The sequence below is a fragment of the Pseudomonas sp. NPDC077186 genome (assembly GCF_044543505.1).
Lineage (GTDB): Bacteria > Pseudomonadota > Gammaproteobacteria > Pseudomonadales > Pseudomonadaceae > Aquipseudomonas.
In genome coordinates this window covers 663,365-685,092 of sequence record NZ_JBITWE010000003.1, presented here as the reverse complement: position 1 = coordinate 685,092, position 21,728 = coordinate 663,365, and the positions used below count along the sequence as shown (strand labels likewise).

Below are 21,728 nucleotides of genomic sequence, written 5' to 3'. Positions count from 1 at the left end.
ATCAACTGGATCTAGTCTCCCGTAGCGCTTGAAGTATTAAAAATAGATTGATATGAATGGATCATTCTCTTTTTAGGAATCCAGCGTGCGCCGACTCAACTTTCACCACTTGCACTACTTCTGGGCCGTGGCAAAGGAAGGCAACCTCACACGCGCTGCCCACTCGCTGCATGTGTCGCAATCGGCGCTGTCCACACAAATCCGCACCCTGGAAGACGAGCTGGGCCACGCGCTGTTTATTCGCAGCGGTCGCAGCCTGACGCTGACCGAAGCGGGACGACTGGTGCTGGACTACGCCGAGAGCATCTTTGCCCTGGGCAGCGAATTGCAGATGACCCTGCAAGGCGCTCAGCAGGACATCCAGCCTTTACGAATCGGCGCCGTTGCAACCCTGTCGCGTAACTTTCAGGAAAATCTGCTGCGGCCCTTTCTCGGCCGTGCGCAGGTGCGTATCACCCTGGAGTCCGGTAGCCTGGAGGAGTTGCTGGAGCGTCTAGCCTTGCACAAACTGGATGTGGTATTGACCAACCAGGCGGTCAGTGGAGATGGCCAACGAGCCTGGCGTTGCCGCCTGCTGGACCGGCAAAGCGTATGTCTGGTGGGACCGCCCCGAAAGGGGCTAGCGCCGTTCACCTTGCCAGCTGACCTGCAGCAGGCACGCCTGATTGTGCCGGGACGCAGCAGTGATATTCGCAGCCAGTTTGAGGTCTACTGCAACAGCCACGGCCTGAGCCCGCACATCTGCGCCGAGGTTGACGACATGGCCATGCTGCGTCTGCTGGCACGTGACTCCGGCGACATCGCCCTGCTCCCCGCCGTTGTTGTGCAGGACGAGCTGCTCAACGGCACCCTGCAGCTGTATGCCGAGCTGCCAGACATTGCCGAGCAGTTCTTTGCGGTCACGCTCCAGCGCCACTTTGGCCTTGGCATTCTGGATGAACTGCTGAATCCGTCATGATTGTTAGAGATGAAATATCAACCCGATTTCTAATGTCATTGGGTCCTGGTTCATTCACAAATACTTAACGGCCGCTTCTGGCCGCTTTGAGCCTGTCGCATGGTGCAGGGGCCGGCCAAAAGGAGTCAGTCGGATGTGTCTACGAAACTAGGAGCGATTCAGTAGTGGCTTGGCTTCCCGATCCAGCAGCAAAGCGTTACGAATGCCTCAATCGATGCCCACGTAGACGGACGTAAATAGGGTTCATGATCACTGGCTGGCGACCCCAATGGCAGGAAGCTGTTGGAGCTTCCTGCCACGAGCGCGGGGAAATTGTGCCTACCTTTCGTCGGCAGATTTTTTCTGGATGCGAGATGGGATCCGCTTTAATATCTGGGACTCGATGCCGATAACCTCTACGTTGGACGCTTTCCAGGCCTGCCGGCCTTGCGAACGCTAAAGCCTGTGCTTCACTCACCTCGTGAATCGTTTGGATCAAACCTTCAACGCGATTGCGATGTCGTAACGATGAATTCTGTTGCATTCGTCGAGTGGTTCGTAGGAAAGTGAATTCCGGTGATGAGTTTTTGATCAATCGCCAGTAGAATCGTCGGTCGCTTCAGCTCACTGACGCCTGAAGCCACCCTTACTGACAGTTCGATTGTGTTCGATGATGCCTTCGACGCTCGCACCCTGAGTGCGAACCTGACGTGCCCTTTGGACGAGATAGCCATGAGCCTGCAAGCACTGATTTCCCTGTCCCGTAGCCCTAACAAGGTTGACGCTGATCGAAACGTCTCTAGACGCCTAGAGCAATCGCGCCGGCAGATGGAGATATACGACCGTGAAATCGAGACCCGTATCGCTGCGAAGGCAGTGACTAGCGAGCAGTTGGCGAAGACCTGCAGCCTCTAATCCCTATTTCAAGGAAAGCAGCCGAAAGGCTGCTTTTTTTATGTCTATGACTCCGTATCTCGTATCTCAATTTGCTCAGTCCACCATGACCAATCTGGTGCGCGAATGCTTTGGTTACGATTTTCCGGACATCCTGATAAAGCGCCAAGTAGGTTACATCTTCAACTACCTGAACCGGCTCGACGCGAAAACGGTACTGCTCGAATTTCAGTACGTGGACAAGGATTTCCTGGAAGATTTCTCGCGCTACTACGCCAAGCGTTATGGCAACGATGGACACAAATGCGCCCGGATGCATTTCTTCGCCTGCGCCCTGGATCACGGTATGGTTTTCGAGATCCTCGCTGGTGGCCCGAGAGCCGACGAGTTGGTGAAGACGCTGCAAGCTCATTACCTGGGGTTCATGGTGATCAAGCCGCTTCCCAAAACCTTTATTGGCAAAACCTGCCTCAAGGTGATGGAGGATGAGTCCACCGCGGCCAAACGCAAGCGCCGCCTCAGCCGAAAGTACAAGGTCGACCTTTTTGGGATCAGCCTAAGCGTCGAATCCCTCGCCTTCCAAGAGCAGGACAAGGTCATTGCCGCCTGTGCAACGACAGCCATTTGGTCTGCACTGCATGCCTTGCAGTGGCACAGCATTCGAAGCGTCCATTCGTGTAGCGAGATCACGATGAACGCCTTGAACGACCGCAGCGGTTCGTCAAACAGCTTCCCCAACACGGAGCTGAACACCGAGCAGATGCTGCGCTCCATTGATGCTGAAGGATTGAGACATCACCAGGAAAACCTTCGCGGCACCGATGAAAAACGCTTCTTTGAAACGGTAGTGAGCCACATCGATAGCCAGCTGCCCCTAATTTTCATTGGGGACGTTTACTCGTTGAGCGGGCCAGGCAAGAAAAGACCAACGCGTGAAGGTAACCATGCAATTTGCATCGTTGGCTACAAACAGGATCACGAAAAGATCCTATACATCCATGACGACCGGCTCGGTCCCTACGTCCGAGCAAAGCTGATCCCAACTGCTGGCTATTCCATGAAGCGAAAGCCGATGCGGGAGTGTTGGGCGTTGGCGCTTCAAACGATGAACGAGGATGGCACCTGGAGCGATCCCGTTGAGCTCATCGAGCCTGATGTCCTCATCGTGCCGACAGATAAAAAGGTTCGCCTACCCTTCTATTTTGCCTTGGAGACCTGCGACCGCATCAAAAAGCAGGTCGCCCTGGACTGGAAAACATGGTTCCCCGCAGAAGAGACCAATGTCGCAGATGGAATTTCCTTCCGTATTCGCTTAAGGGAAATTTCCCACATTCGTCAGGAGGTGATAGATCGGAACCTGGACTACAGAACCGTAGAAACACACCCAACAGATGATGACGTCACATCAGAATCAACCGAGCCTTTGATTAGCACGGAACCAGCTGAGCAGGGCCCAGTGACTCTTCAAGGCACCTCCGAGCCAACATCAGCAAACTCCGAGGATGCGTCGAAGCCAGAAGCTGAACCACACGCAGCGGAAGAAGAGCTCAACACTCCGCTCACTCCGTCTGCTGAAGAAACCGAACTGTGGCAAAAGGAAAAGGTTAAGTTCCTGACAAAGGGCTTTGCCAGGTTCCAGTGGGAGGCTCAGTTTCTATTCAACGGCCTGCCGATCTTCAAGGTTTTCATCGATGCTACAGACGTTCCTCAAGGTGACGCGGTCTCAGCCGTGTTCACTGATAACCTGATCCTCGGGACAGGCATACTGAGGCTGCTGCGGTTGAACCCAACGGCAGCAAGCTTCAAAGCAAAGGATGGCCAGTTCTTCCCGTCATTCATGCGCCGCCTCGTCGAAGTGGACGCGTCTATAGACGCCTACCTGGAGGAGACCTATGGGGGGCTAAGAGCTCCTCTCTACCTCAAGGCACAAGAAATTCAAGGCCAAGACATTTTCAATAACCCGACAGCTGTCCGGCTCTACGATGCTCCACGTATGCCTATCGTAGAGCTGAACAAAAAATTCGCCTCTCGCAGAACAACCTACCTAATTTGGGCTGTCGCAAAAGATGGAGCACTGCTAATCGGTAAGGAGTTCGAGGTGAAGATCGATGGTCGACTGGAGAAATGCGGGCACCCCAGCATCACCGCATTTCAACCTGCTCGGATTGCCGGAGAAATGCACAAGATTGGTAACGGTACTTGGCAGATCAACGCCAAATCGGGCCGCTACAGCGGGGACTACCCGAACAGGGATGATCTGCTCCAGAACGCCCTATATAAATTCCAACAGTTCTTCCCGGCTGAGGCATTTATTATCCAACCTGCTGCGAGCACTGCCGTTATGCCCTCGACCGGCGCTCCAGAAGACGAGCCAGGCGCTGCGAGCGCGTGAAGCGATAAAAATCGGAAGCGAATCGGACGTCCATAATAGGACTCCATAATTGACTATAAACGCCTATAAAGCTCACCCAAGAGCGGTCAGCCTGTGGGCGCTTGCGGTTCTGACACTTTATTCCAGTGGATCTGATCCACTCGCGCTGGAGGTTCTGACCCACCCATTCCAGTGATTGTGATCCACCATGCTGATGATTCTGACCCACCCCTCAAGCGCTAAACTATCCACCCCCCCCTTCCTCGTAGGTCGCCGCAATTGATTGAAGAAGGCAGCCAGAATATTTATACCGATCTCGGCTGCGCCGATGCTGACGCAATGCAGCGCAAAGCCATGCTCGTCGTGCGTATCGGTGATGCTATTTCTGCCAAGGCTCTGGGACTGGATCAGGCGTCGGCAGTGACGGGCACTGAGGTATCTTGCCTGGAGGCCTGGCTAAAGGGGAATTTCAGACATGCCGATGAGGCCGTACTGCATGCCTGCTTACGCCACCTTGAGATGCAGCCTCACTGACTCGGTTATTTTCGCGTGCGCGAAAATAACGAAGGGGCATCGCCCCTTCGTTGTTGATCATCACGCCTTGGCAGCCTGCTTACGCAAGGACTCGCCTTTGAGCCCGATACGGTGCGAGCGGTGGACGATGCGATCCAGGATGGCCTCGGCCAGTGTGGCGTCGCTGAACATGCTGTGCCAGTGCTCCGTGGGGAACTGGCTGGTGATGATCAGCGAGCCGGTCTGCATGCGCTGATCGACAATATCCAGCAAGGTATACCCCACCGTGGGTTCTACACGACCTGGCCGCCAAGGGAGTACACATTCCCTACTGTCATTGAGGTCACCTACTTCCTCAGCATGTGTACTCAACTGAAGATTCCCGTGCAGAGTCATTTGCGCTTGGAAAATGGCCAGCGAGTTGATCCGTTCAGCTTTTGCACGCTGTGTTGGCGGCAGCCATTACCAGGACGAAAACTCTGTGCACACCACTCTCCCCATGTTCCGCTCCAGGATGAGGTCGGAACGCAAGCTGCGGCGGCACGCTACAAGTCAGGCGTTCGCCAAAGAGAGCGGTTCGATAAGGCGGTAAATCGCATCCTGACCAAGGAAGTGACGGAGTTCCATGAAGGGCTCTTCACTCCCGTGGTGCTGTTCCCCGAACAGGGCATTGCGGCCTGGCTGACTGAGCGTCGCCCGCTGTTGTGGCAATTGCTCGGTGAGCGGCAGCAGGAACTCAGCGATGGGAATGCCGTGAGCATGCTGCTTGATCTACTGCACAGCCCTGATGGCCTACCGCCCAAGGCCCACCAGACTTACCGACTGATTAATCAGCACCTGCATGAGCATCCGCTGCTGATTTGGCCAATGCTCATACGGGCCGAGGGCTGGCACCGATGCCGAGAAGACGTGCGGAGACAATGGGGTGGCAAACGCTCTGGTGCAGGGCGTCCTGTACAGCCGTCAGCTACTTCGCCATGTACCGATCAACAACCGGGCGTAGCTCGCGGTTGCGCTGACCATAAGTCTCAATGACCTGCTGATAGACCTTCACGTCCGAGCCCGGCAGCGAATACTGCACGTCGAATATCTCCTGATCCAAGGCTTCCCACTCTGCGATCAGGGCCATATCTGGCTGCGCCTGCTGGCTCTCCGCATGAATCAGGTAGGTCAGGCTGGACGTCAGGAAGTCGAGTGTATCCTCGGCGCTTTCCAGCAAATCCAGGCATTGGCGTTGCGTCATTCCCAGCGCTTCTGCACCCGGTAAAAGCATTGCGTATCTCCTCTGAGTAAGTGCCGTGCATCACCATCACGGAGATGCACGACCACCCTACAGCCTGCAACATTATCGTGGAGCTTGGCAGTGGCTGGCAGTCGCCTCACATCTGTGGCGGCCAGTTATGCGATTCGCCCTGGCAGTCCTTGCACCAGGCATACAGGGCGTCGTACATGATGAGGCCATGGCGCAGCATTTCATGGTCATCACTGAAGGTCTTCGACAATCCCAGGGAAATGGCATACAGCCCCGCCGACTGAGGCGTGAGATTGAGCCTTGAGGTATCGGCCCCACGCACTATCTGCGCCAGTTGCTGCAAGGCCGGCTTGTCCAGTTGGTACTTCTTCAAGAACGCATCGAAGCTGCACAACTCGCCTTCATGAGTGAGTTCGACACCGGGAATGTCGTAAGGCGTCGCGTCTTCCTCTTGCGCCAGGCGCAGCACATCGCCACTCGGCACGTAGAGAAACTCCGGCTCTGTATCGATAAAACGGGCGATCAGCCAAGGGCAGGCGATCCGGTCGATCTTCGGGCGTTCACGGGTGATCCACTTCATGCAGCACCTCCTGCCTATCGGGATAGGCTCCGGGTGGGCTGGCCAGCGCCGTGCCAGCCAGCAAAACCATCGATCAAGTAGCGCGCATCCAGGCCCATGGCCTCCAGTGTGGCGGCGATACCCTGGCTGATTTCATGCCCCTTGGCGCAATAGAGAATCACTGGCCTGTCCCGTGGAACCTGATCCTTCCAGGTGAAGACTGCTTCGGGATCACGCCAGTGTGCGCCGGGGATTTCTGTGGCATCGGCAAGCCGAACGCTCGTGCGGCGTACATCCAGTAGGCTGAACGTCCGCCCTGCGGCCTGCCACTCCGCCAGTTCGCAAATCGAGATTCGACTCATTTCCCACCTCTCAGTTTTGCAGCAGGTGCACAGCCAGACCTACCAGCGCACAGGCCGCCAGCACCTGGATTACGCCACGCTTGAAGCGGAACAGGGCAACGGCGGCTGCCAGCGCGATCAGTGCTGATGGCCAATCGAAATGGCCGCTGAAGCCTTGCGGCCAGAGCACGTGGTAACCGAAGAACAGTGCCAGGTTGAGGATCACCCCGACCACGGCGGCAGTGATTGCCGTCAGTGGTGCGGTGAACTTCAGTTCGTTGTGGGTCGACTCCACCAACGGGCCGCCTGCGAGAATGAACAGGAAGGACGGCAAGAATGTGAACCAGGTAACCAGGCTGGCGGCCACGGCTCCGGCCAGGAAGGCCTGATCGGCACCGAATACCTGCTGCACATAGCCGCCGACGAAGCCGACAAAGGCCACAACCATGATTAGCGGCCCCGGCGTGGTCTCGCCCAAGGCCAGGCCATCAATCATCTGCGTCGGGGTCAGCCAGCCGTAGTGGCCGACTGCGCCCTGGTAGACATAGGGCAGCACCGCATAGGCACCGCCGAAGGTCAGCAACGCGGCCTTGGTGAAGAACCAGCCCATCTGGGTCAACGTGCCTTCCCAGCCGAACAGGGCGGTCAGCAGGCCCATGGGTAATGCCCACAGCGCCGCGCCTATGACTGCCAGCAAGAGCAGGCGCGGCCAGCGAAAGCGCGCATGTTCCGGTGTCGGGGTGTCGTCATCGATCAGCGCCGGGCCGAAGGATTGCTTGCTAGCACCATGCCCGCCGCCGATGCTGAACTTGTCAGGGGCGAAACGCCCGCCGAAATAGCCGATCACGGCGGCACCCAGCACGATCAGCGGGAACGGTAGTTTGAGAGCGAAGATGGCCACAAACGAAGCGGCAGCTATCGCCCACAACCAGTTGTTCTTCAGCGCCCGCGAGCCGATGCGGTGAGCAGCCTGTACCACGATGGCGGTCACGGCGGGTTTGATCCCATAGAACAGCCCCGCAATCACCGGCACGTCGCCGTAGGCGATGTACAGCCAGGACAGGCCAATCAGGATAAACAGTGACGGCAGTACGAATAGCGCCCCGGCAATCACCCCGCCCCAGGTGCGGTGCATCAACCAGCCGATATAGGTGGCCAGTTGTTGGGCCTCCGGGCCGGGCAGCAGCATGCAGTAGTTCAGGGCATGCAGAAAGCGGCGTTCAGATATCCAGCGTCGGCGCTCCACCAGCTCCTGGTGCATGATCGAGATCTGCCCGGCCGGGCCGCCGAAGCTGATGAAACCGAGCTTCAGCCAGAAAGCGAAGGCCTGCCAGAAGCTGACCTGCGGTGTTTGCGTCAGTGTTTCCGCGTTCTGCGCGGCTGTTTGCGTCACGTCGAGGGTACTCCTTTATCGAAACTGGCCAGCAAACCGTCAAAAATGGCGGAAGCGGCAGTCAGTAATTGATCGTCTTGGGTCAGGGTTTCGCGCAGTCCGGCCAGCACGCTCTCGATGCCTGTGGCCTCGGGCGGCTGTACGCCGCCCACGTCGAGGTAATGCACAAGCAGGCCCAGCCGAGCGATAGCGGGTTGCTCCAGGCCGAAACTTGCCGCCAGCACCTCGAAGGTGACGCGACTGCCGACATGACTGAAGATCGCGCCGTCGAAATCGAAGCCCAACGCATCGGCCGGACAATCCCCAGGACTGGCCAGCCACAGAATCCTGGCCTGCGGATCGATAAAGCGGCGGATCAGCCAGGCGCTGGCCAAGCGATCCACCCACGGCCGCTGTCGTGTCGCCCAGGTGCGCCCCTGGTAGTCGGATGAATGCAGCTGCGCGATGACACCGGCCATGGCGTGCGGCTCATCCGGGGACAGGGCGCGGGCGCAGGCTAGCTCCAACTCCTGCAAGGCTTTATCCGTTTGCTGTTGTGCCTCGCCAGGAAAAAAATCGATTTCGACCAGACTGGCGAAAGCTTTGCGGAGCTTGCGCACCTGCTTGAGCGTGTCCTGCACGGTATCGGCAGTCAGCACATTCCGCGCTTGTACGACTTCACCCAAGACGGCCGCATAGTCTTCGCCGCGATCAAACAGGTCGGTAAAGTTCGCCCCCTCGGGCTCTTCGACGCGCAGCACATGGGCTGCCCCGCCAGCGTCCCGTACATCTGAGGCCAAACCATCCAGGGTGGCGCGACAGCCTTCGCGCTCAGGCATCAGATAGACACCGTCACGCAGCACAGCTGCCCCGGAGGCTTTCAACGAGCGCCAAGCCCGTTGCCGAGCAGTGGCATTCTCGGTGGGCAAGGAAAGGATGAGTGCTAGCAGCTTCATTGTGTAGAGATATATTCAGCTATGAATGATTCTCTACATATTGATCCAGGGCAAAGGAGACCGCAAGCGCTTGCGGTGTACCTACCGGCTTTCGGGGCGGGTCAGAATCATCAGCGGAGTGGATCACAACCACTGGAATGGGTGGGGCGGAACCTCCAGCATGGACGGGTCACAATCGCTGGAACTGGGTGTCAGCATCACTGGAATACACAGTCAGCCCCTAGGCCGGCAAGCCGTGCTCGAGCGCGTGAATCACTTGCAGTACTGCCCTACGGCCCGGCTCAGTAACGAGCAGATCGATCGGCCGCTCGGAGGCTAGCGCCAGAATCGGTGAGGTCAGCCAGCGCAGCGCGCCATCGAGATCTTCCTCATGGAGTTCCAATAGGGCGTCCAAGGTCTCGACGAGACGACAAAACACCTCGCCTGTCCGGGCAGACATCACGGAGTGTCGAAACGAGGTTCCCACCCACCTTGCGACCTGTGTGCGACGCAACCCCAGTTCATGCGCCAGATCCGCAACCAGCGTGACCGGAAGCCCGGCCAGCAACGCCTGATGCATCCGGTAATGCGTTTTTGGCAAACCTAGCCGATCGTAGAGCTTTTGCATTAGTAGACCACTACAGTTGTTTCTACCAGCCGGGTCTGGAGTTGGGCGTGAAGCGCGTGTTTCCATGCGACCCCGGCAGCATAGCCCTTGAAGTGCTGAGGCGGATTCCAAACCAACTGAATCGCCCCTTTTTTCGTGGTCACCCACTGACCGGCTGCTTCTGGCCTTGAGGCGTCGGTCTCGACTGGCGGGAACCGGCCCAGGCTGTGTAAAAACTCTGGCATCGACCTTGCTGTGATTTGATGGGTTCGAAATCAGCGGGGGCGCCAATGAAGCGTTTTATCCAGGGAGAGCATCGAGGCCAAAGCGCGCTGCTTCCCGAGATCCTGGATGACTACGTGGCGGACACCAACCCGGTGCGGGTGGTCGATGTTTTCGTCGATGAACTCGACCTTGGCCAGTTGGGTTTCGAGGGCGTCGTCCCGGCTGAAACAGGTCGCCCCGCTTACCATCCTGCCGACCTGCTGAAGATCTACATCTACGGCTATCTCAATCGCATCCAGTCCAGCCGCCGTCTCGAACGCGAGGCTCAACGCAACGTTGAGTTGATGTGGCTGACCGGACGTTTGATGCCGGACTTCAAGACCATCGCCAACTTCCGCAAGGATAACGGCAAGGCCATCCGCGGCGTCTGTCGGCAGTTCGTCGTGCTGTGCCAGCAGCTCGGTCTGTTCGCCGAGGCGCTGGTGGCCATCGACGGCAGCAAGTTCAAGGCGGTCAACAATCGCGACCGCAACTTCACCAGTGCCAAGCTGCAACGGCGGATGGAAGAAATCGAATCCAGCATCAGCCGCTACCTGACGGCACTCGATACCGCAGATCGTCAGGAACCTGCCGTGGCGCAGGTCAAAGCCGAACGCCTTCACGACAAGATCGCGACCTTGAAAACTAAGCTGCAGGAGCTCAAGGAAATCGAGGTTCAGCTCAACGAAACCCCGGATAAGCAGATCTCCCTGACCGATCCCGATGCCCGTTCGATGAAGACGCGGGGCAGCGGAATGGTCGGTTACAACGTGCAGGCGGCGGTCGACGCGAAGCACCACCTGATCGTGACGCACGAGGTCACGAACGACGGGGTCGATCGCGATCAACTGAGCGCCATGGCCAAGCAAGCACGAGAGGCCATGGGTGTCGAGAAGCTCTCGGCGGTCGCAGACAGAGGGTATTTCAAAGGCGAAGAAATCCTGGCGTGCCATGAGGCTGGAATCACCGTTTTCGTGCCCAAGACGCTGACCTCAGGAGCGACAGCGGCGGGCCGCTTCGGCAAAGGTGACTTCATCTATGACGCAGTAAAGAACGAGTACCGATGCCCGGCTGGGCAAAGCCTGATCTGGCGTTTCTCTAGTGTCGAGAAAGGGCTGAAGATGCACCGTTACTGGAGTTCGCATTGCCAAGGTTGTGCGCTGAAAGAGCAGTGCACACCGAGTCCACAGCCACGCCGAGTGAGCCGCTGGGAGCATGAAGCAGTGCTCGAAGCGATGCAGAGTCGTCTGGATCAAGCGCCCGAGATGATGCGAATCCGCCGTCAGACGGTCGAGCACCCGTTCGGCACGCTGAAATCCTGGATGGGTGCCACCCATTTCCTCACCAGAACGCTCGACCGGGTGAGTACCGAGATGAGCCTGCATGTGCTCGCCTACAATCTCAAACGCGTGTTGAACCTGCTGGGCAGCGGTGCCCTGATGGCCGCGATGAAGGCCTGAGGCCTGTTTTACGGCTCTTGCCGCCCTCCAGCAGGCGCGCCGAGGTCTAAAGTGCCGCAAGCAAAGAATCACCGATTGCACCTGATCGGGCCTCCGACGGCCTTCTGGGCACCGAGAAAATCCCCCGCCAGTTGATTGCCATCGCTTGCTGTGTTTTTACACGGCCTGGGCCAGAAGCGGACATTCACAGTGACTGAGGAATGAGGGGCGGGTCACTTTTGCTCGGATAACCTAACGTTGGAATTCAGCGGCTGCCGTAGGCAGTCCGCTGGAATGACTTGTTAGGCAACAACTCCACTGCCTATGGGTTTATAGCGGATTTACTTAGGTTGGTACTCCAATGATGAATGGTGAAGGTTAATGCGCAAATTTCCCGCATCGTCTTTAACGTAACCCCACGTTTTGTCAACGGTAGTCACTTTCCCATTTTTATCTGTGAAGTGAACTTTCCCCATAGTAATTGCGCTATTGCCATCAAGAAAAATAGCAGAAGTGACAGGCTCACATTTTTTCCAGCCTTTTAGAGCAAAACCTGTGTCGGCAGGGAAGGATGGGTCACCGCCAACGAAATAAGATAGCGCACCGGCACGTGTGGGGCGAAATGTTTGAGGGTTCACCGTGAGCGTAGGCTTAAAGAGTACTGCGCCCATTTGGTAGGCGTAAGCGGAATCTATGACTTTCTCGGCCAATGCTCTCGCTGCTACTTTTCCATCCTTTTCGTATGCGGCGTTGATATCAAGAAGAGCAGCACACCATGCTTGCTGAGCTGTTAATGCTTCCTTCTCTGTTACTGCCTGATTTACAACGATGGGCTCGTTTGCGTTCGCAATATTTGAGGTAAGTGCGACTAATGCTGTTAATGCTACAAGTTTGACTTTCATAGTTGGGAGACCTCTGGGTTGAAAGAATTGGATTGTTGCGTGTTTGACTGTGCCTAACGTTCAAATTGAGGGGCTGGCCGCCACGAAACGTGAACGGAGCCCCGAAAGTTCAAGAAACCGCAGGCCGTAAAAGAACGCTTATCGGCCAGTCCCTCTCGAATGTAGGGTTAGGCCGGAGAATGGGCGCACAGGCGAAACAGCGACCAACCCCAGCGCCACTTTACACCGCGAAACGTGAAGCCGCCACGGACAAAAAACCACCGAAGCCGCCCCGCCTGGCCGTCACCGCCGCCCGGAAAAACAGCGGCGGTTACGAAAGGCAGGGCCAGGTTTCGCCATCTTCTGAGGATGTGATTTTATATCCGTTTCGCTCTAGCACTAGCAAGGCAGGAATGAGAGTATTTGCTGCAGCTGAAATCTTCATGTGTTTGCCTAACGCCGCAATCACCCGCTTGTCGGGTGCATTGCTTTGTTATGCGCTTTCTCTGCAAGTGCGTTGATCGCACATTCATCTAACCGGGCACGCCGTACCTCTTCGAATATCCGAGCGCCCGAGCGCTCGTAGAAGCTCCTTCCTCGATCATTGTCGGTAGCCACGATCCAGTCAATACGCCCGCAGCCAGTATTCTGAGCGAGGATACACAGCTCTGAGAGTAGAGCTTCGCCCACACCGCTTCCCCGGAACTGCGGATAGACAAACAGATCGTCTAGCCAAATGCCAGGCTTGGCAATGAACGTGGAATAGATACTGTAGTACGTCGCGATACCCACGGCCTCGCCTGACTTCATGGCCAAGAGCGCAAACGCCTTGGGTTGTTCGGAGAAGAAAGCTTCCTCAATGTCAGCTTCCGTAGATTGAAGCGAATTCAAACACCCATCGAATTCCGCTTTTCCTCGAACAAGGTCGAGTATCGCAGGAACGTCCGCTTTTTCTGCCTTCCTGATTTCAATAATAAGAGTACCCTCTCTATGGATGCGCATAACGCCGCCAACACGCGCAGCTTTGTAGTGAAGGCGAAGCCGCAACCGAAATGGTGTCGCTATGCTTGGATTGGTTAGTGGCAGACGCCCGTGACGTTGGCTCTTGCCCAAAGCAGGCTCCCATGAAGCGTTGGCCGCCTACATTCTCTGCGGAGTGGTTGCCTCTCTAGTTCAGGCAACCAGCAGGTGACGTCTAACCGCGTGCTGTGCATCAGTCTTTCATATTCTTCCACGCGAATACCGAGGCCAAAATAATGATACCGATGGCAGCACCAAAGTATAACGTAGCGATCGTAGCGCCAATCTCTACCGCCTGCTCAAGGAACAGAACCACCAGTATCACAACAGCCACTTGGCTTACTGTTATCTTCAAATCATGGAAGCTCTTAATGTCCAGAGGGTTTTGGGATTCTCTGTCATCATCAGACACCGGACGGATGAACAGACGATACAGGTTAACCGCCATGATCTGAAAAGTAATAGCGATCAGCAGGAGATCCAACAGCTTCAGGAGGCGAACCGCGAGGCTCTTGCCGTCGTCAGCAGAGACAGGTATATCACGTACTACATCCAGTGCGGTATTCCAGATTATGTTAACCGAGGTACCATACAAGAGCAAAGATGACACCGCACAGATAACGACTGCCACCCACACCATAAACCGACTACTTCTGAAAACTCTCTCGATCATAATTTCTCCGGGCCGCGTCACAACGTCAGTTACAGACTCACAATTTTCTCTTAGTCGGTTTCACCGGACCATCTACTATCTCGTTAATCAACCTCTAGATTGTGCTTTCTACGGCGTTAGCCGAACACTGGAGCTGTCGGATTACTGCTGGATTACTTCAAACGTTCGTGACCCTGACATGACCTGGAGAAAAGCCACTAACAGTGATTAGACCGAACGCTCGACTAATACGCAGCCTAACATTTCGCTAACAATGTTGACTTTTCTCTTGCGGATCAGTGTTTTATGCATCTTTCACTCCCTTCTGCTGCGACGTTATATCGAACGCGGTATAAGCCAGTTATAGCCGAATGCGGCATAAGCCCGCGCTTCACAGCATGTCGCCAAAGCTAGCAGGAATGAATGCTTGTGTGAGATAAGCAAGGCATTCATGCCGCCGAAGATGGGACTGCGCGTGAGCAGTTGTTTCCATAATGCTTTTTCTGCTGTTGATTGCCAAGAAATTAGTGGCCGCTTCTGGCCGATTCCGGCCTGCTACTACCTGGAACTTCCAGCCAAAAGTGGCATCGTGTGTCTCAAAAGCTGGGAAGATTCACTACCTGCAGCCATAAACCTATGACGTAGTGGCAGGTTCGGCTCTGGTCGAGGCTTGTTAAGGAGCCGACATCTGCTGTTAGCTGGGCAGCCAATGCCGATGAGCCCGTTGGCCCTAGGTCACGCCGCGGATGCGATTCATTTCTGTTAGACCCGGTATTTCTACCTCTCCCTGGTGATACCTTCACACATCGGTGTCTAGGGGTTGACTTAATGGATAAGCACCGGCTGCATCTACTGCTACGCGCGGCCCAGCCACGCCTACTGGGACCTGTCGCCGGGGCTGGACTTCGAGACCCGGCTGATCGCCAAGACCAACGCCGCCGCCCTGCTCCAACAGCAGCTGAGCAAGCCCGGCTACCAGTGCGCGCCGATCAACCTGGGCGCCAACACCGACCCCTACCAGCCGATCGAGCGCGAGCAGCGGCTGACCCGCCAGTGCCTGGAGATCCTCCTCGACTACCGCCACCCGGTGACCATCGTCACCAAGGGCGCGCTGATCCTGCGCGACCTCGACCTGCTCGCCGAGCTGGCCAAGCAGCGCCTGGTGGCGGTGTATATCAGCCTCACCACCCTGGACGACGAGCTCAAGCGCATCCTCGAACCGCGCGCGGCGGCGCCCTCGGCGCGCCTGCGGGCGATCCGCGTGCTGCGCCAACAGGATATCCCGGTCGGCGTGCTGTGTTCGCCGATGATTCCGATGATCAACGACATGGAGCTCGAGCGCCTGCTCGACGCGGCGCAGCAGGCCGGCGCGCAGAGCGCCAACTACATGCTGCTGCGCCTGCCGCGCGAGGTGGCGCCGCTGTTCGAGGAGTGGTTGCGGGCGCATCGCCCGCAGCGCGCCGAGCACGTGCTCAGCCTGATCCGCCAGAGCCGCGGCGGCGAGCTGTACGACAGCCGGTTCGGCGCGCGCTTTCGCGGCGAGGGCGCCTTCGCCGAGCTGCTGGCGCAGCGCTTCGCCCTGGCCATCCGCCGCCTCGGCCTGCAGCGACGCCAGGCCCTGCAACTGGACTGCAGCCGCTTCGCCCCGCCGGGCGGACAACTGGCCCTGCTCTGACGCACCCGGCCACAGTCTGCACGGGCCTGCGGGTTGTCGCCGCACCGGCCGTGAGGCGACACTTGGCGTGTGACTCGCCAGCGGCTGCGGCTGTCGGTTTAGCAGCGTCTTTTCAGGTTCATAGAGGTTCAGGGCATGCCTTACAAACACCAGGTCATTCCGCTTCAGACCCACGAGGGCAACGAAACCGCCGAGCAGGCGCTGCAAAGCATCGTCGACGGCTTCAAACGCTTTCGCAACGAGGTATTCCCGCAGCAGGAAGAGCTGTTCAAGAAGCTCGCCACCGCCCAGAACCCGCGCGCCATGTTCATCACCTGCGCCGACTCGCGGGTGGTGCCGGAACTGATCACCCAGAGCTCGCCGGGCGACCTGTTCGTCAACCGCAACGTCGGCAACGTGGTGCCGCCCTACGGCCAGATGATGGGTGGCGTGTCCACCGCCATCGAGTACGCGGTGATGGCCCTGGGCGTGCAGCACATCGTCATCTGCGGCCATTCCGACTGCGGCGCGATGAAGGCGGTGCTCAATCCGGCGTCGCTGGAAAGCATGCCCACGGTCAAGGCCTGGCTGCGCCATGCCGAAGTGGCGCGCACGGTGGTGGCGGAGAACTGCAGCTGCGGCAACGACCAGGAAACCCTCGCCGTGCTCACCGAGGAAAACGTGGTGGCCCAGCTCGACCACCTGCGCACCCACCCCTCGGTGGCGTCCAAGCTGGCTAGCGGTCAGCTGTTCATCCACGGCTGGGTCTACGACATCGAGACCAGCCAGATCCGCGCCTACGACGCCGAGCTGGGCAGCTTCCTGCCGCTCGATGGCGACAAGGTGCCGATGGCCACGCCGCGCGCGCGCTACCCGCAGGCCTGAAGGCTGCGCGCCTCGCCCCCTCTCCGGCTGATGGCCGAAGAGGGGCCGTAGGGTGCGCCGCGCGCACCAAGGTCCTCTCGCTGAGGGTCGCGGCTAAAGACCCTCCCACCAAGCACGCCGCGACCGTGGGAGGGGCTTTAGCCGCGAGCTCTTGGCCGGCACAGGCTGGTGCGCACAGCGCACCCTACGAAATCCTGATCTGCCGCGGCTCAGAACTTCTCCCCGCGCAGCACTTCCACCTGCGCCAGGTAGCAGACCATGGCGAAATGGTCGTAGTAGCGCGCCTGCAGGTGTTCGGCGATGCGCTCGGCCAGCTCGCGGCCGCAGATGATTTCCAGGCGGATATTGCCCTCGGTATCCCAATCGGCGCTGCGCACGCCGCGGTGCCCGCGGCCGCGGGCGTCGGACAGGGTCCAGCCGGGGGCGCCGAGCGCCTCCAGGTCGGCCAGCAACTTCTTCTCCAGCGCCGCCTCGCAGATCACGGTGAGCAGGGTGCGGCTATGTGCGTTCATCTCAGAGCCCCCAGGCGATCAATCGCTCGGCCAGCGCCAGGTACAGCGGGATGCCGAGCAGGATATTGAAAGGGAAGGTTATCCCCAACGAAGCGGTCAGCGACAGCGACGGGTTGGCCTCCGGCAGCGCCAGGCGCATGGCTGCCGGCACGGCGATATAGGAGGCCGAGGCGGCCAGGGTGGCGAGCATCGCCGTGCCGCCCAGGCTCAGACCCATGAAGCGCGCCAGCAGGGCGCCGATCAACGCACCGAGCAGCGGCATCAGCAGGGCGAAGGCGGCCAGGCGCAGGCCGAACTGCCGGAGCGCGCCGAGTTGGCCGGAGGCGATCAGGCCCATCTCCAGCAGGAAGAACGCCAGCACCGGCTTGAACATGCTGGTGTACAGCGGCTCCAGCGGCTTGATCGCCTCCTTGCCGGCGATCGCGCCGATCACCAGGCCGCCGAGCAGCAGCATGATGCTCTTGCCGAGGAAGATCTCGCGGCCCAGCTCGCCCCAGTGGGTCTCGCGCGAGATGCCCTTGGCCAGGACGATGCCGACCAGGATCGCGGGAATCTCCAGGATCGCCACGAACAGCGGCATATAGCTCTCGAACGCGACGCCCTTGGCCAGCAGATAGGCCACCACCACGGCGAAGGTACCGGCGCTGACCGAGCCGTAGTGCGCCGCCACCGCCGCGGCGTTGATGCGGTCGAAGCGCAGGCCGCGCAGCAAGGCGAAGGCGAGCAGCGGCAGCAGCACGCCGAGCGCCAGCACCAGCGCCGACTGGCCGAGCAGCTGCAGGCTGGCCTGCTCGGCCAGCTCCACGCCGCCGTGCAGACCGATGGCCAGCAGGAGGATGATCGACAGCGTCTCGTACAGCGCCGCCGGCAACTTCAGCTCGCTCTTGAGCAGGCCGGCGACCAGGCCGAAGACGAAGAACAGCACCACCGGGTCCAGAGTCACGTCAGCTCACCTCCCCCAACCTTGTAGGGTGCCGCGGGGCCGCCCAGGCCGTGCGCACCCGTCACTCTATTGACCGCCTGCCTCGGTGCGCACGGCGCACCCTAGACACGAAGGAAAAGGCCATGCCCCGGCACAGGGCGGTGCTGATCGCCCTGCTTTGCCTCGCCAACGGGCGACGCACCGGGACATGACCGGAAAGCGCAGACACGCCGGCACCCGCGTGGTCAAAAAAAGGGAGCCTTGCGGCCCCCGGGACAACACGCGCGCGCCGTCGCGCCGAAATAAAAAAGGAGCCCGGGCGATCCCATCAAACTTGCCCATTCAACAGGCCGGGCTCCATAGAGGTTAACCTTCGATTTCCACCAGCACGTCGCCCGGGTTGACCCGGTCGCCCTTGGCCACGTGCACCGCCTTGACCGTGCCGGCGATCGGCGCCTGCACCTCGGTCTCCATCTTCATCGCCTCGGTGATCAGCACCGCCTGGCCGGCCTTGACCGCGTCGCCGACCTTGACCAGCACGTCGACGATATTGCCCGGCATGGTGGTGGACACGTCGCCCGGCGCGCTGGCCTGCTTGCGCTTGCCGCCGCTGCCGGCAACGAAGTCGTTGAGCGGCTCGAACACCACCTCTTCCGGCATGCCGTCGATGGACAGGTAGAAGTGGCGCTTGCCGTCGCCCTTGACGCCGACGCCGGTGATGTCGACGCGGTAGCTCTCGCCGTGCACGTCGACCACGAACTCGGTGGGCACGCCCTCGCCGCCCACCGGCGCCGCGCCGCCGGCCTGCGGCAGCGGCAGCAGGGCCTCGGGCTTGAGGGTGCCGGCGGCACGCTCCTCAAGGAACTTGCGGCCGATATCGGGGAACATGGCGAAGGTCAGTACGTCTTCTTCGCTCTTGGCCAGCGTGCCGATCTCTTCGCGCAGCTTGGCCATCTCCGGCTTGAGCAGGTCGGCCGGGCGCACGTCGATGACTTCCTCGCTGCCGATGGCCTGCTTGCGCAGGGCCTCGTCGACCTTGCCCGGCGCCTTGCCGTAGCGGCCCTGCAGGTACAGCTTGACCTCGTTGGTGATGGTCTTGTAGCGCTCGCCGGCGAGCACGTTGAACACCGCCTGGGTGCCGACGATCTGCGAGGTCGGCGTCACCAGCGGCGGGTAGCCGAGGTCGGCGCGCACCCGCGGAATCTCGGCGAACACTTCGTTGATGCGATTGAGCGCGCCCTGTTCCTTGAGCTGGTTGGCCAGGTTGGACATCATGCCGCCCGGCACCTGGTTGACCTGCACGCGGGTATCGACGGCGGTGAATTCGCTCTCGAACTGGTGGTACTTCTTGCGCACGGCATGGAAGTACATGCCGATCTCCTGGATCAGCTCCAGGTCCAGGCCAGTGTCGAACTCGCTGCCGCGCAGCGCGGCGACCATCGACTCGGTACCCGGATGGCTGGTGCCCCAGGCGAAGCTGGAGATGGCGGTGTCGATATGGTCGGCGCCGGCCTCGATGGCCTTGAGCTGGCACATCGAGCCCATGCCGGCGGTGTCGTGGCTGTGCACGAACACCGGCAGATCGACCTCGGCCTTGAGCGCCTTGACCAGCTCGGCGGTGGCGTAGGGGGTGAGCAGGCCGGCCATGTCCTTGATGGCGATGGAGTCGATGCCCATGGCCTGCATGGCCTTGGCCTGTTCGACGAAGGCGGCCACGGTGTGCACCGGGCTGGTGGTGTAGGCGATGGTGCCCTGGGCGTGCTTGCCGGCGGCCTTCACCGCCTCGATGGCCACGCGCAGGTTACGCACGTCGTTCATCGCGTCGAAGATGCGGAACACGTCGATGCCGTTGACCGCGGCCTTGGCGACGAAGGCGCGTACCACATCGTCGCTGTAGTGGCGGTAGCCGAGCAGGTTCTGCCCGCGCAGGAGCATCTGCAGGCGGGTGTTGGGCAGCGCGGTCTTGAGCTGGCGCAGGCGCTCCCAGGGGTCTTCCTTGAGAAAGCGCACGCAGGCGTCGAAGGTGGCGCCGCCCCAGACTTCCAGCGACCAGTAGCCGACCTGGTCGAGCTTGGCGCAGATCGGCAGCATGTCTTCGGTGCGCATGCGCGTGGCGATGATCGACTGGTGGGCGTCGCGCAGGATGGTGTCGGTGACGGTGATTTTCTTGGTCTTGCTCATGATCTGAATCCTTCCCCTACAGGCCGGCGTGGGCCGCGATGGCGGTGGCGATGGCGATGGCCAGGTGCGACGGGTTGCGCTTGATCGAATACTGGGTCAGCTCCGGATGGCTCTCGACGAAGCTGGTGTTGAACTCGGCGCTGCGGAACTCCGGGTTGCGCAGGATTTCCTGGTAATAGGGCGCGGTGGTGCGCACGCCCTGCACGCGCATGTCGTCCAGCGCGCGCAGGCCGCGGTCCATCGCCTCTTCCCAGGTCAGCGCCCAGACCACCAGCTTCAGGCACATCGAGTCGTAGTAAGGCGGAATGGTGTAGCCGGTGTAGATCGCCGTGTCGGTGCGCACGCCGGGGCCGCCGGGGGCGTAGTAGCGGGTGATCTTGCCGAAGCTGGGCAGGAAGTTGTTCTTCGGGTCCTCGGCGTTGATGCGAAACTGCAGGGCAAAGCCGCGGTGGATGATGTCGTCCTGCTTGACCGACAGCGGCAGGCCGCTGGCGATGCGAATCTGTTCGCGGACGATGTCGATGCCGGTGATTTCCTCGGTGATGGTGTGCTCCACCTGCACCCGGGTGTTCATCTCCATGAAGTACACCTCGCCCTCGGCGAGCAGGAACTCCACGGTGCCGGCGTTCTCGTAGCCCACCGCCTGCGCCGCGCGCACCGCCAGGTCGCCGATATAGGCGCGCTGCTCGGGGGTTAGCTGCGGGCTGGGGGCGATCTCGATCAGCTTCTGGTTGCGGCGCTGGATCGAGCAGTCGCGCTCGTACAGGTGCACGGTGTTGCCGAGGCTGTCGGCGAGGATCTGCGCCTCGATATGCTTGGGATTGACGATGCACTTTTCCAGGAAGACTTCGGCGCTGCCGAAGGCCTTGGTGGCCTCGGAGATCACCCGCGGGTAGGCCTGCTCCAGCTCCTCGCGCGAGTTGCAGCGGCGAATGCCGCGGCCGCCGCCGCCGCTGGTGGCCTTGAGCATCACCGGGTAGCCGATGCGCTCGCCTTCGCGCAGCGCTTCGGCGAGGTCGGCGACGTTGCCTTCGGTACCCGGGGTGACCGGCACGCCGGCCTTGATCATGCTGCGCCGCGCCTCGGTCTTGTCGCCCATGCGGCGGATCACTTCCGCCGAAGGCCCGATAAACTTGATCCCGCGCTCGGCGCAGATCTCCGCCAGCTCGGCGTTCTCGGAGAGGAAACCGTAGCCCGGATGGAGCGCGTCGCAGCCGGTCTCCACCGCTAGGTTGACCAGCTTGCGCGGGTTCAGGTAGCCGGCCAGCGGGTCGTCGCCGACGCTGTGCGCCTCGTCCGCGCGCTTGACGTGCAGCGCGTGGCGATCGGCCTCGGAATAGATGGCCACCGAGCGAATGCCCATCTCGGCGCAGGCGCGCACGATGCGGACGGCAATCTCACCACGGTTGGCGATCAGGATTTTCTTGATCACGGTTGGAATCCTCAGCGCAGAGCTGTCAGGGTCGCGGCGGCCGATACGGCGAACGCCCAGTTACCCTAGCCGGCTGTACGAATTAACCAAAATCAATAATTATTT

Annotated in this window: 19 protein-coding genes and 1 pseudogene; 6 read left to right on the top strand and 14 right to left on the bottom strand. The window is 59.8% G+C overall.

From position 1 onward, the window contains the following. Positions 1-85 precede the first annotated feature (85 nt). From ACIGKL_RS15130 to ACIGKL_RS15120, 3 genes are all read left to right on the top strand, one after another. A complete protein-coding gene (locus ACIGKL_RS15130; RefSeq protein ID WP_003245859.1) occupies positions 86-958 on the top strand; it encodes a LysR family transcriptional regulator in 873 nt (290 codons plus the stop codon). A gap of 979 nt (positions 959-1,937) precedes the next feature. Next, positions 1,938-4,223, top strand: a complete 2,286-nt coding sequence (locus ACIGKL_RS15125; protein ID WP_397487419.1) for a hypothetical protein — start codon at positions 1,938-1,940, stop codon at positions 4,221-4,223. 258 nt (positions 4,224-4,481) lie between these two features. Next, the gene (locus tag ACIGKL_RS15120; protein WP_045733278.1) at positions 4,482-4,736 is read left to right on the top strand and encodes an XRE family transcriptional regulator; all 255 of its coding nucleotides are present in this window, start codon (positions 4,482-4,484) and stop codon (positions 4,734-4,736) included. 60 nt (positions 4,737-4,796) lie between these two features. On the opposite strand, the gene ACIGKL_RS15115 is transcribed toward ACIGKL_RS15120, so the two are convergent. The 7 genes from ACIGKL_RS15115 to ACIGKL_RS15085 all read right to left on the bottom strand — a co-directional run bounded on the left by ACIGKL_RS15115 (position 4,797) and on the right by ACIGKL_RS15085 (position 9,802). Beyond that, on the bottom strand, positions 4,797-5,000 hold the full coding sequence (locus ACIGKL_RS15115; protein ID WP_042924256.1) for an ATP-binding protein: 204 nt from the start codon (positions 4,998-5,000) through the stop codon (positions 4,797-4,799). A gap of 682 nt (positions 5,001-5,682) precedes the next feature. After that, positions 5,683-5,988: a hypothetical protein gene (locus tag ACIGKL_RS15110; protein ID WP_048512615.1), complete on the bottom strand. Its 306-nt coding sequence runs from the start codon at positions 5,986-5,988 to the stop codon at positions 5,683-5,685. Positions 5,989-6,094: 106 nt separating this feature from the next. Continuing rightward, the gene (locus ACIGKL_RS15105; RefSeq protein ID WP_031653035.1) at positions 6,095-6,547 is read right to left on the bottom strand and encodes a chromate resistance protein ChrB domain-containing protein; all 453 of its coding nucleotides are present in this window, start codon (positions 6,545-6,547) and stop codon (positions 6,095-6,097) included. 14 nt (positions 6,548-6,561) lie between these two features. Then, positions 6,562-6,888 (bottom strand): rhodanese-like domain-containing protein, encoded by a 327-nt coding sequence (locus ACIGKL_RS15100; RefSeq protein WP_031653036.1) that lies wholly within the window; start codon positions 6,886-6,888, stop codon positions 6,562-6,564. A 10-nt stretch (positions 6,889-6,898) separates the two neighbouring features. Further along, complete coding sequence (gene chrA, locus ACIGKL_RS15095; RefSeq protein WP_031653037.1) at positions 6,899-8,260, bottom strand: chromate efflux transporter; 1,362 nt, start codon at positions 8,258-8,260, stop codon at positions 6,899-6,901. Further along, the gene (locus tag ACIGKL_RS15090; RefSeq protein WP_031653039.1) at positions 8,257-9,195 is read right to left on the bottom strand and encodes a chromate resistance protein ChrB domain-containing protein; all 939 of its coding nucleotides are present in this window, start codon (positions 9,193-9,195) and stop codon (positions 8,257-8,259) included. The genes chrA and ACIGKL_RS15090 overlap by 4 nt, the downstream gene beginning before the upstream one ends. 220 nt (positions 9,196-9,415) lie before the next feature. After that, positions 9,416-9,802 (bottom strand): antitoxin Xre/MbcA/ParS toxin-binding domain-containing protein, encoded by a 387-nt coding sequence (locus ACIGKL_RS15085; protein WP_031653040.1) that lies wholly within the window; start codon positions 9,800-9,802, stop codon positions 9,416-9,418. Positions 9,803-10,071: 269 nt separating this feature from the next. Between ACIGKL_RS15085 and ACIGKL_RS15080 the strand changes: the two genes are divergently transcribed. Then, the gene (locus tag ACIGKL_RS15080; protein ID WP_247722410.1) at positions 10,072-11,505 is read left to right on the top strand and encodes an IS1182 family transposase; all 1,434 of its coding nucleotides are present in this window, start codon (positions 10,072-10,074) and stop codon (positions 11,503-11,505) included. A 320-nt stretch (positions 11,506-11,825) separates the two neighbouring features. On the opposite strand, the gene ACIGKL_RS15075 is transcribed toward ACIGKL_RS15080, so the two are convergent. From ACIGKL_RS15075 to ACIGKL_RS15065, 3 genes are all read right to left on the bottom strand, one after another. Further along, complete coding sequence (locus ACIGKL_RS15075) at positions 11,826-12,386, bottom strand: hypothetical protein (protein ID WP_003245852.1); 561 nt, start codon at positions 12,384-12,386, stop codon at positions 11,826-11,828. A 444-nt stretch (positions 12,387-12,830) separates the two neighbouring features. Beyond that, positions 12,831-13,478, bottom strand: a complete 648-nt coding sequence (locus ACIGKL_RS15070) for a GNAT family N-acetyltransferase (RefSeq protein ID WP_015278138.1) — start codon at positions 13,476-13,478, stop codon at positions 12,831-12,833. 100 nt (positions 13,479-13,578) lie between these two features. After that, positions 13,579-14,058, bottom strand: a complete 480-nt coding sequence (locus ACIGKL_RS15065) for a YqhA family protein (RefSeq protein WP_397487418.1) — start codon at positions 14,056-14,058, stop codon at positions 13,579-13,581. 820 nt (positions 14,059-14,878) lie between these two features. Between ACIGKL_RS15065 and ACIGKL_RS15060 the strand changes: the two are divergent. Both ACIGKL_RS15060 and ACIGKL_RS15055 read left to right on the top strand, forming a co-directional pair. Next, a pseudogene (locus ACIGKL_RS15060) lies at positions 14,879-15,712 on the top strand (PA0069 family radical SAM protein); the annotation flags it as partial. Positions 15,713-15,847: 135 nt separating this feature from the next. Continuing rightward, positions 15,848-16,576 (top strand): carbonic anhydrase, encoded by a 729-nt coding sequence (locus ACIGKL_RS15055; protein WP_397487417.1) that lies wholly within the window; start codon positions 15,848-15,850, stop codon positions 16,574-16,576. Positions 16,577-16,785: 209 nt separating this feature from the next. On the opposite strand, the gene ACIGKL_RS15050 is transcribed toward ACIGKL_RS15055, so the two are convergent. The 4 genes from ACIGKL_RS15050 to ACIGKL_RS15035 form a co-directional block, all read right to left on the bottom strand. Beyond that, positions 16,786-17,088 carry a P-II family nitrogen regulator gene (locus tag ACIGKL_RS15050; protein ID WP_021443749.1) on the bottom strand — a complete coding sequence of 101 codons (303 nt, stop codon included), beginning with the start codon at positions 17,086-17,088 and terminating at the stop codon, positions 16,786-16,788. 1 nt (position 17,089) lies between these two features. Continuing rightward, a complete protein-coding gene (locus ACIGKL_RS15045; protein WP_397487416.1) occupies positions 17,090-18,031 on the bottom strand; it encodes a sodium-dependent bicarbonate transport family permease in 942 nt (313 codons plus the stop codon). 345 nt (positions 18,032-18,376) lie between these two features. Then, positions 18,377-20,191: a sodium-extruding oxaloacetate decarboxylase subunit alpha gene (gene oadA / locus ACIGKL_RS15040; protein ID WP_397487415.1), complete on the bottom strand. Its 1,815-nt coding sequence runs from the start codon at positions 20,189-20,191 to the stop codon at positions 18,377-18,379. Positions 20,192-20,207: 16 nt separating this feature from the next. Then, on the bottom strand, positions 20,208-21,623 hold the full coding sequence (locus ACIGKL_RS15035; RefSeq protein ID WP_397487414.1) for an acetyl-CoA carboxylase biotin carboxylase subunit: 1,416 nt from the start codon (positions 21,621-21,623) through the stop codon (positions 20,208-20,210). Positions 21,624-21,728: the final 105 nt, after the last annotated feature.

Excerpts from the sequence above, each read along its gene's own strand:
- oadA (WP_397487415.1), bottom strand. The coding sequence starts at position 20,191 with ATGAGCAAGACCAAGAAAATCACCGTCACCGACACCATCCTGCGCGAC.
- ACIGKL_RS15075 (WP_003245852.1), bottom strand. The coding sequence starts at position 12,386 with ATGAAAGTCAAACTTGTAGCATTAACAGCATTAGTCGCACTTACCTCA.
- ACIGKL_RS15125 (WP_397487419.1), top strand. The coding sequence starts at position 1,938 with ATGACCAATCTGGTGCGCGAATGCTTTGGTTACGATTTTCCGGACATC.
- ACIGKL_RS15050 (WP_021443749.1), bottom strand. The coding sequence starts at position 17,088 with ATGAACGCACATAGCCGCACCCTGCTCACCGTGATCTGCGAGGCGGCG.
- ACIGKL_RS15105 (WP_031653035.1), bottom strand. The coding sequence starts at position 6,547 with ATGAAGTGGATCACCCGTGAACGCCCGAAGATCGACCGGATCGCCTGC.
- ACIGKL_RS15065 (WP_397487418.1), bottom strand. The coding sequence starts at position 14,058 with ATGATCGAGAGAGTTTTCAGAAGTAGTCGGTTTATGGTGTGGGTGGCA.
- ACIGKL_RS15100 (WP_031653036.1), bottom strand. The coding sequence starts at position 6,888 with ATGAGTCGAATCTCGATTTGCGAACTGGCGGAGTGGCAGGCCGCAGGG.
- ACIGKL_RS15055 (WP_397487417.1), top strand. The coding sequence starts at position 15,848 with ATGCCTTACAAACACCAGGTCATTCCGCTTCAGACCCACGAGGGCAAC.
- ACIGKL_RS15090 (WP_031653039.1), bottom strand. The coding sequence starts at position 9,195 with ATGAAGCTGCTAGCACTCATCCTTTCCTTGCCCACCGAGAATGCCACT.
- ACIGKL_RS15085 (WP_031653040.1), bottom strand. The coding sequence starts at position 9,802 with ATGCAAAAGCTCTACGATCGGCTAGGTTTGCCAAAAACGCATTACCGG.
- ACIGKL_RS15080 (WP_247722410.1), top strand. The coding sequence starts at position 10,072 with ATGAAGCGTTTTATCCAGGGAGAGCATCGAGGCCAAAGCGCGCTGCTT.
- ACIGKL_RS15110 (WP_048512615.1), bottom strand. The coding sequence starts at position 5,988 with ATGCTTTTACCGGGTGCAGAAGCGCTGGGAATGACGCAACGCCAATGC.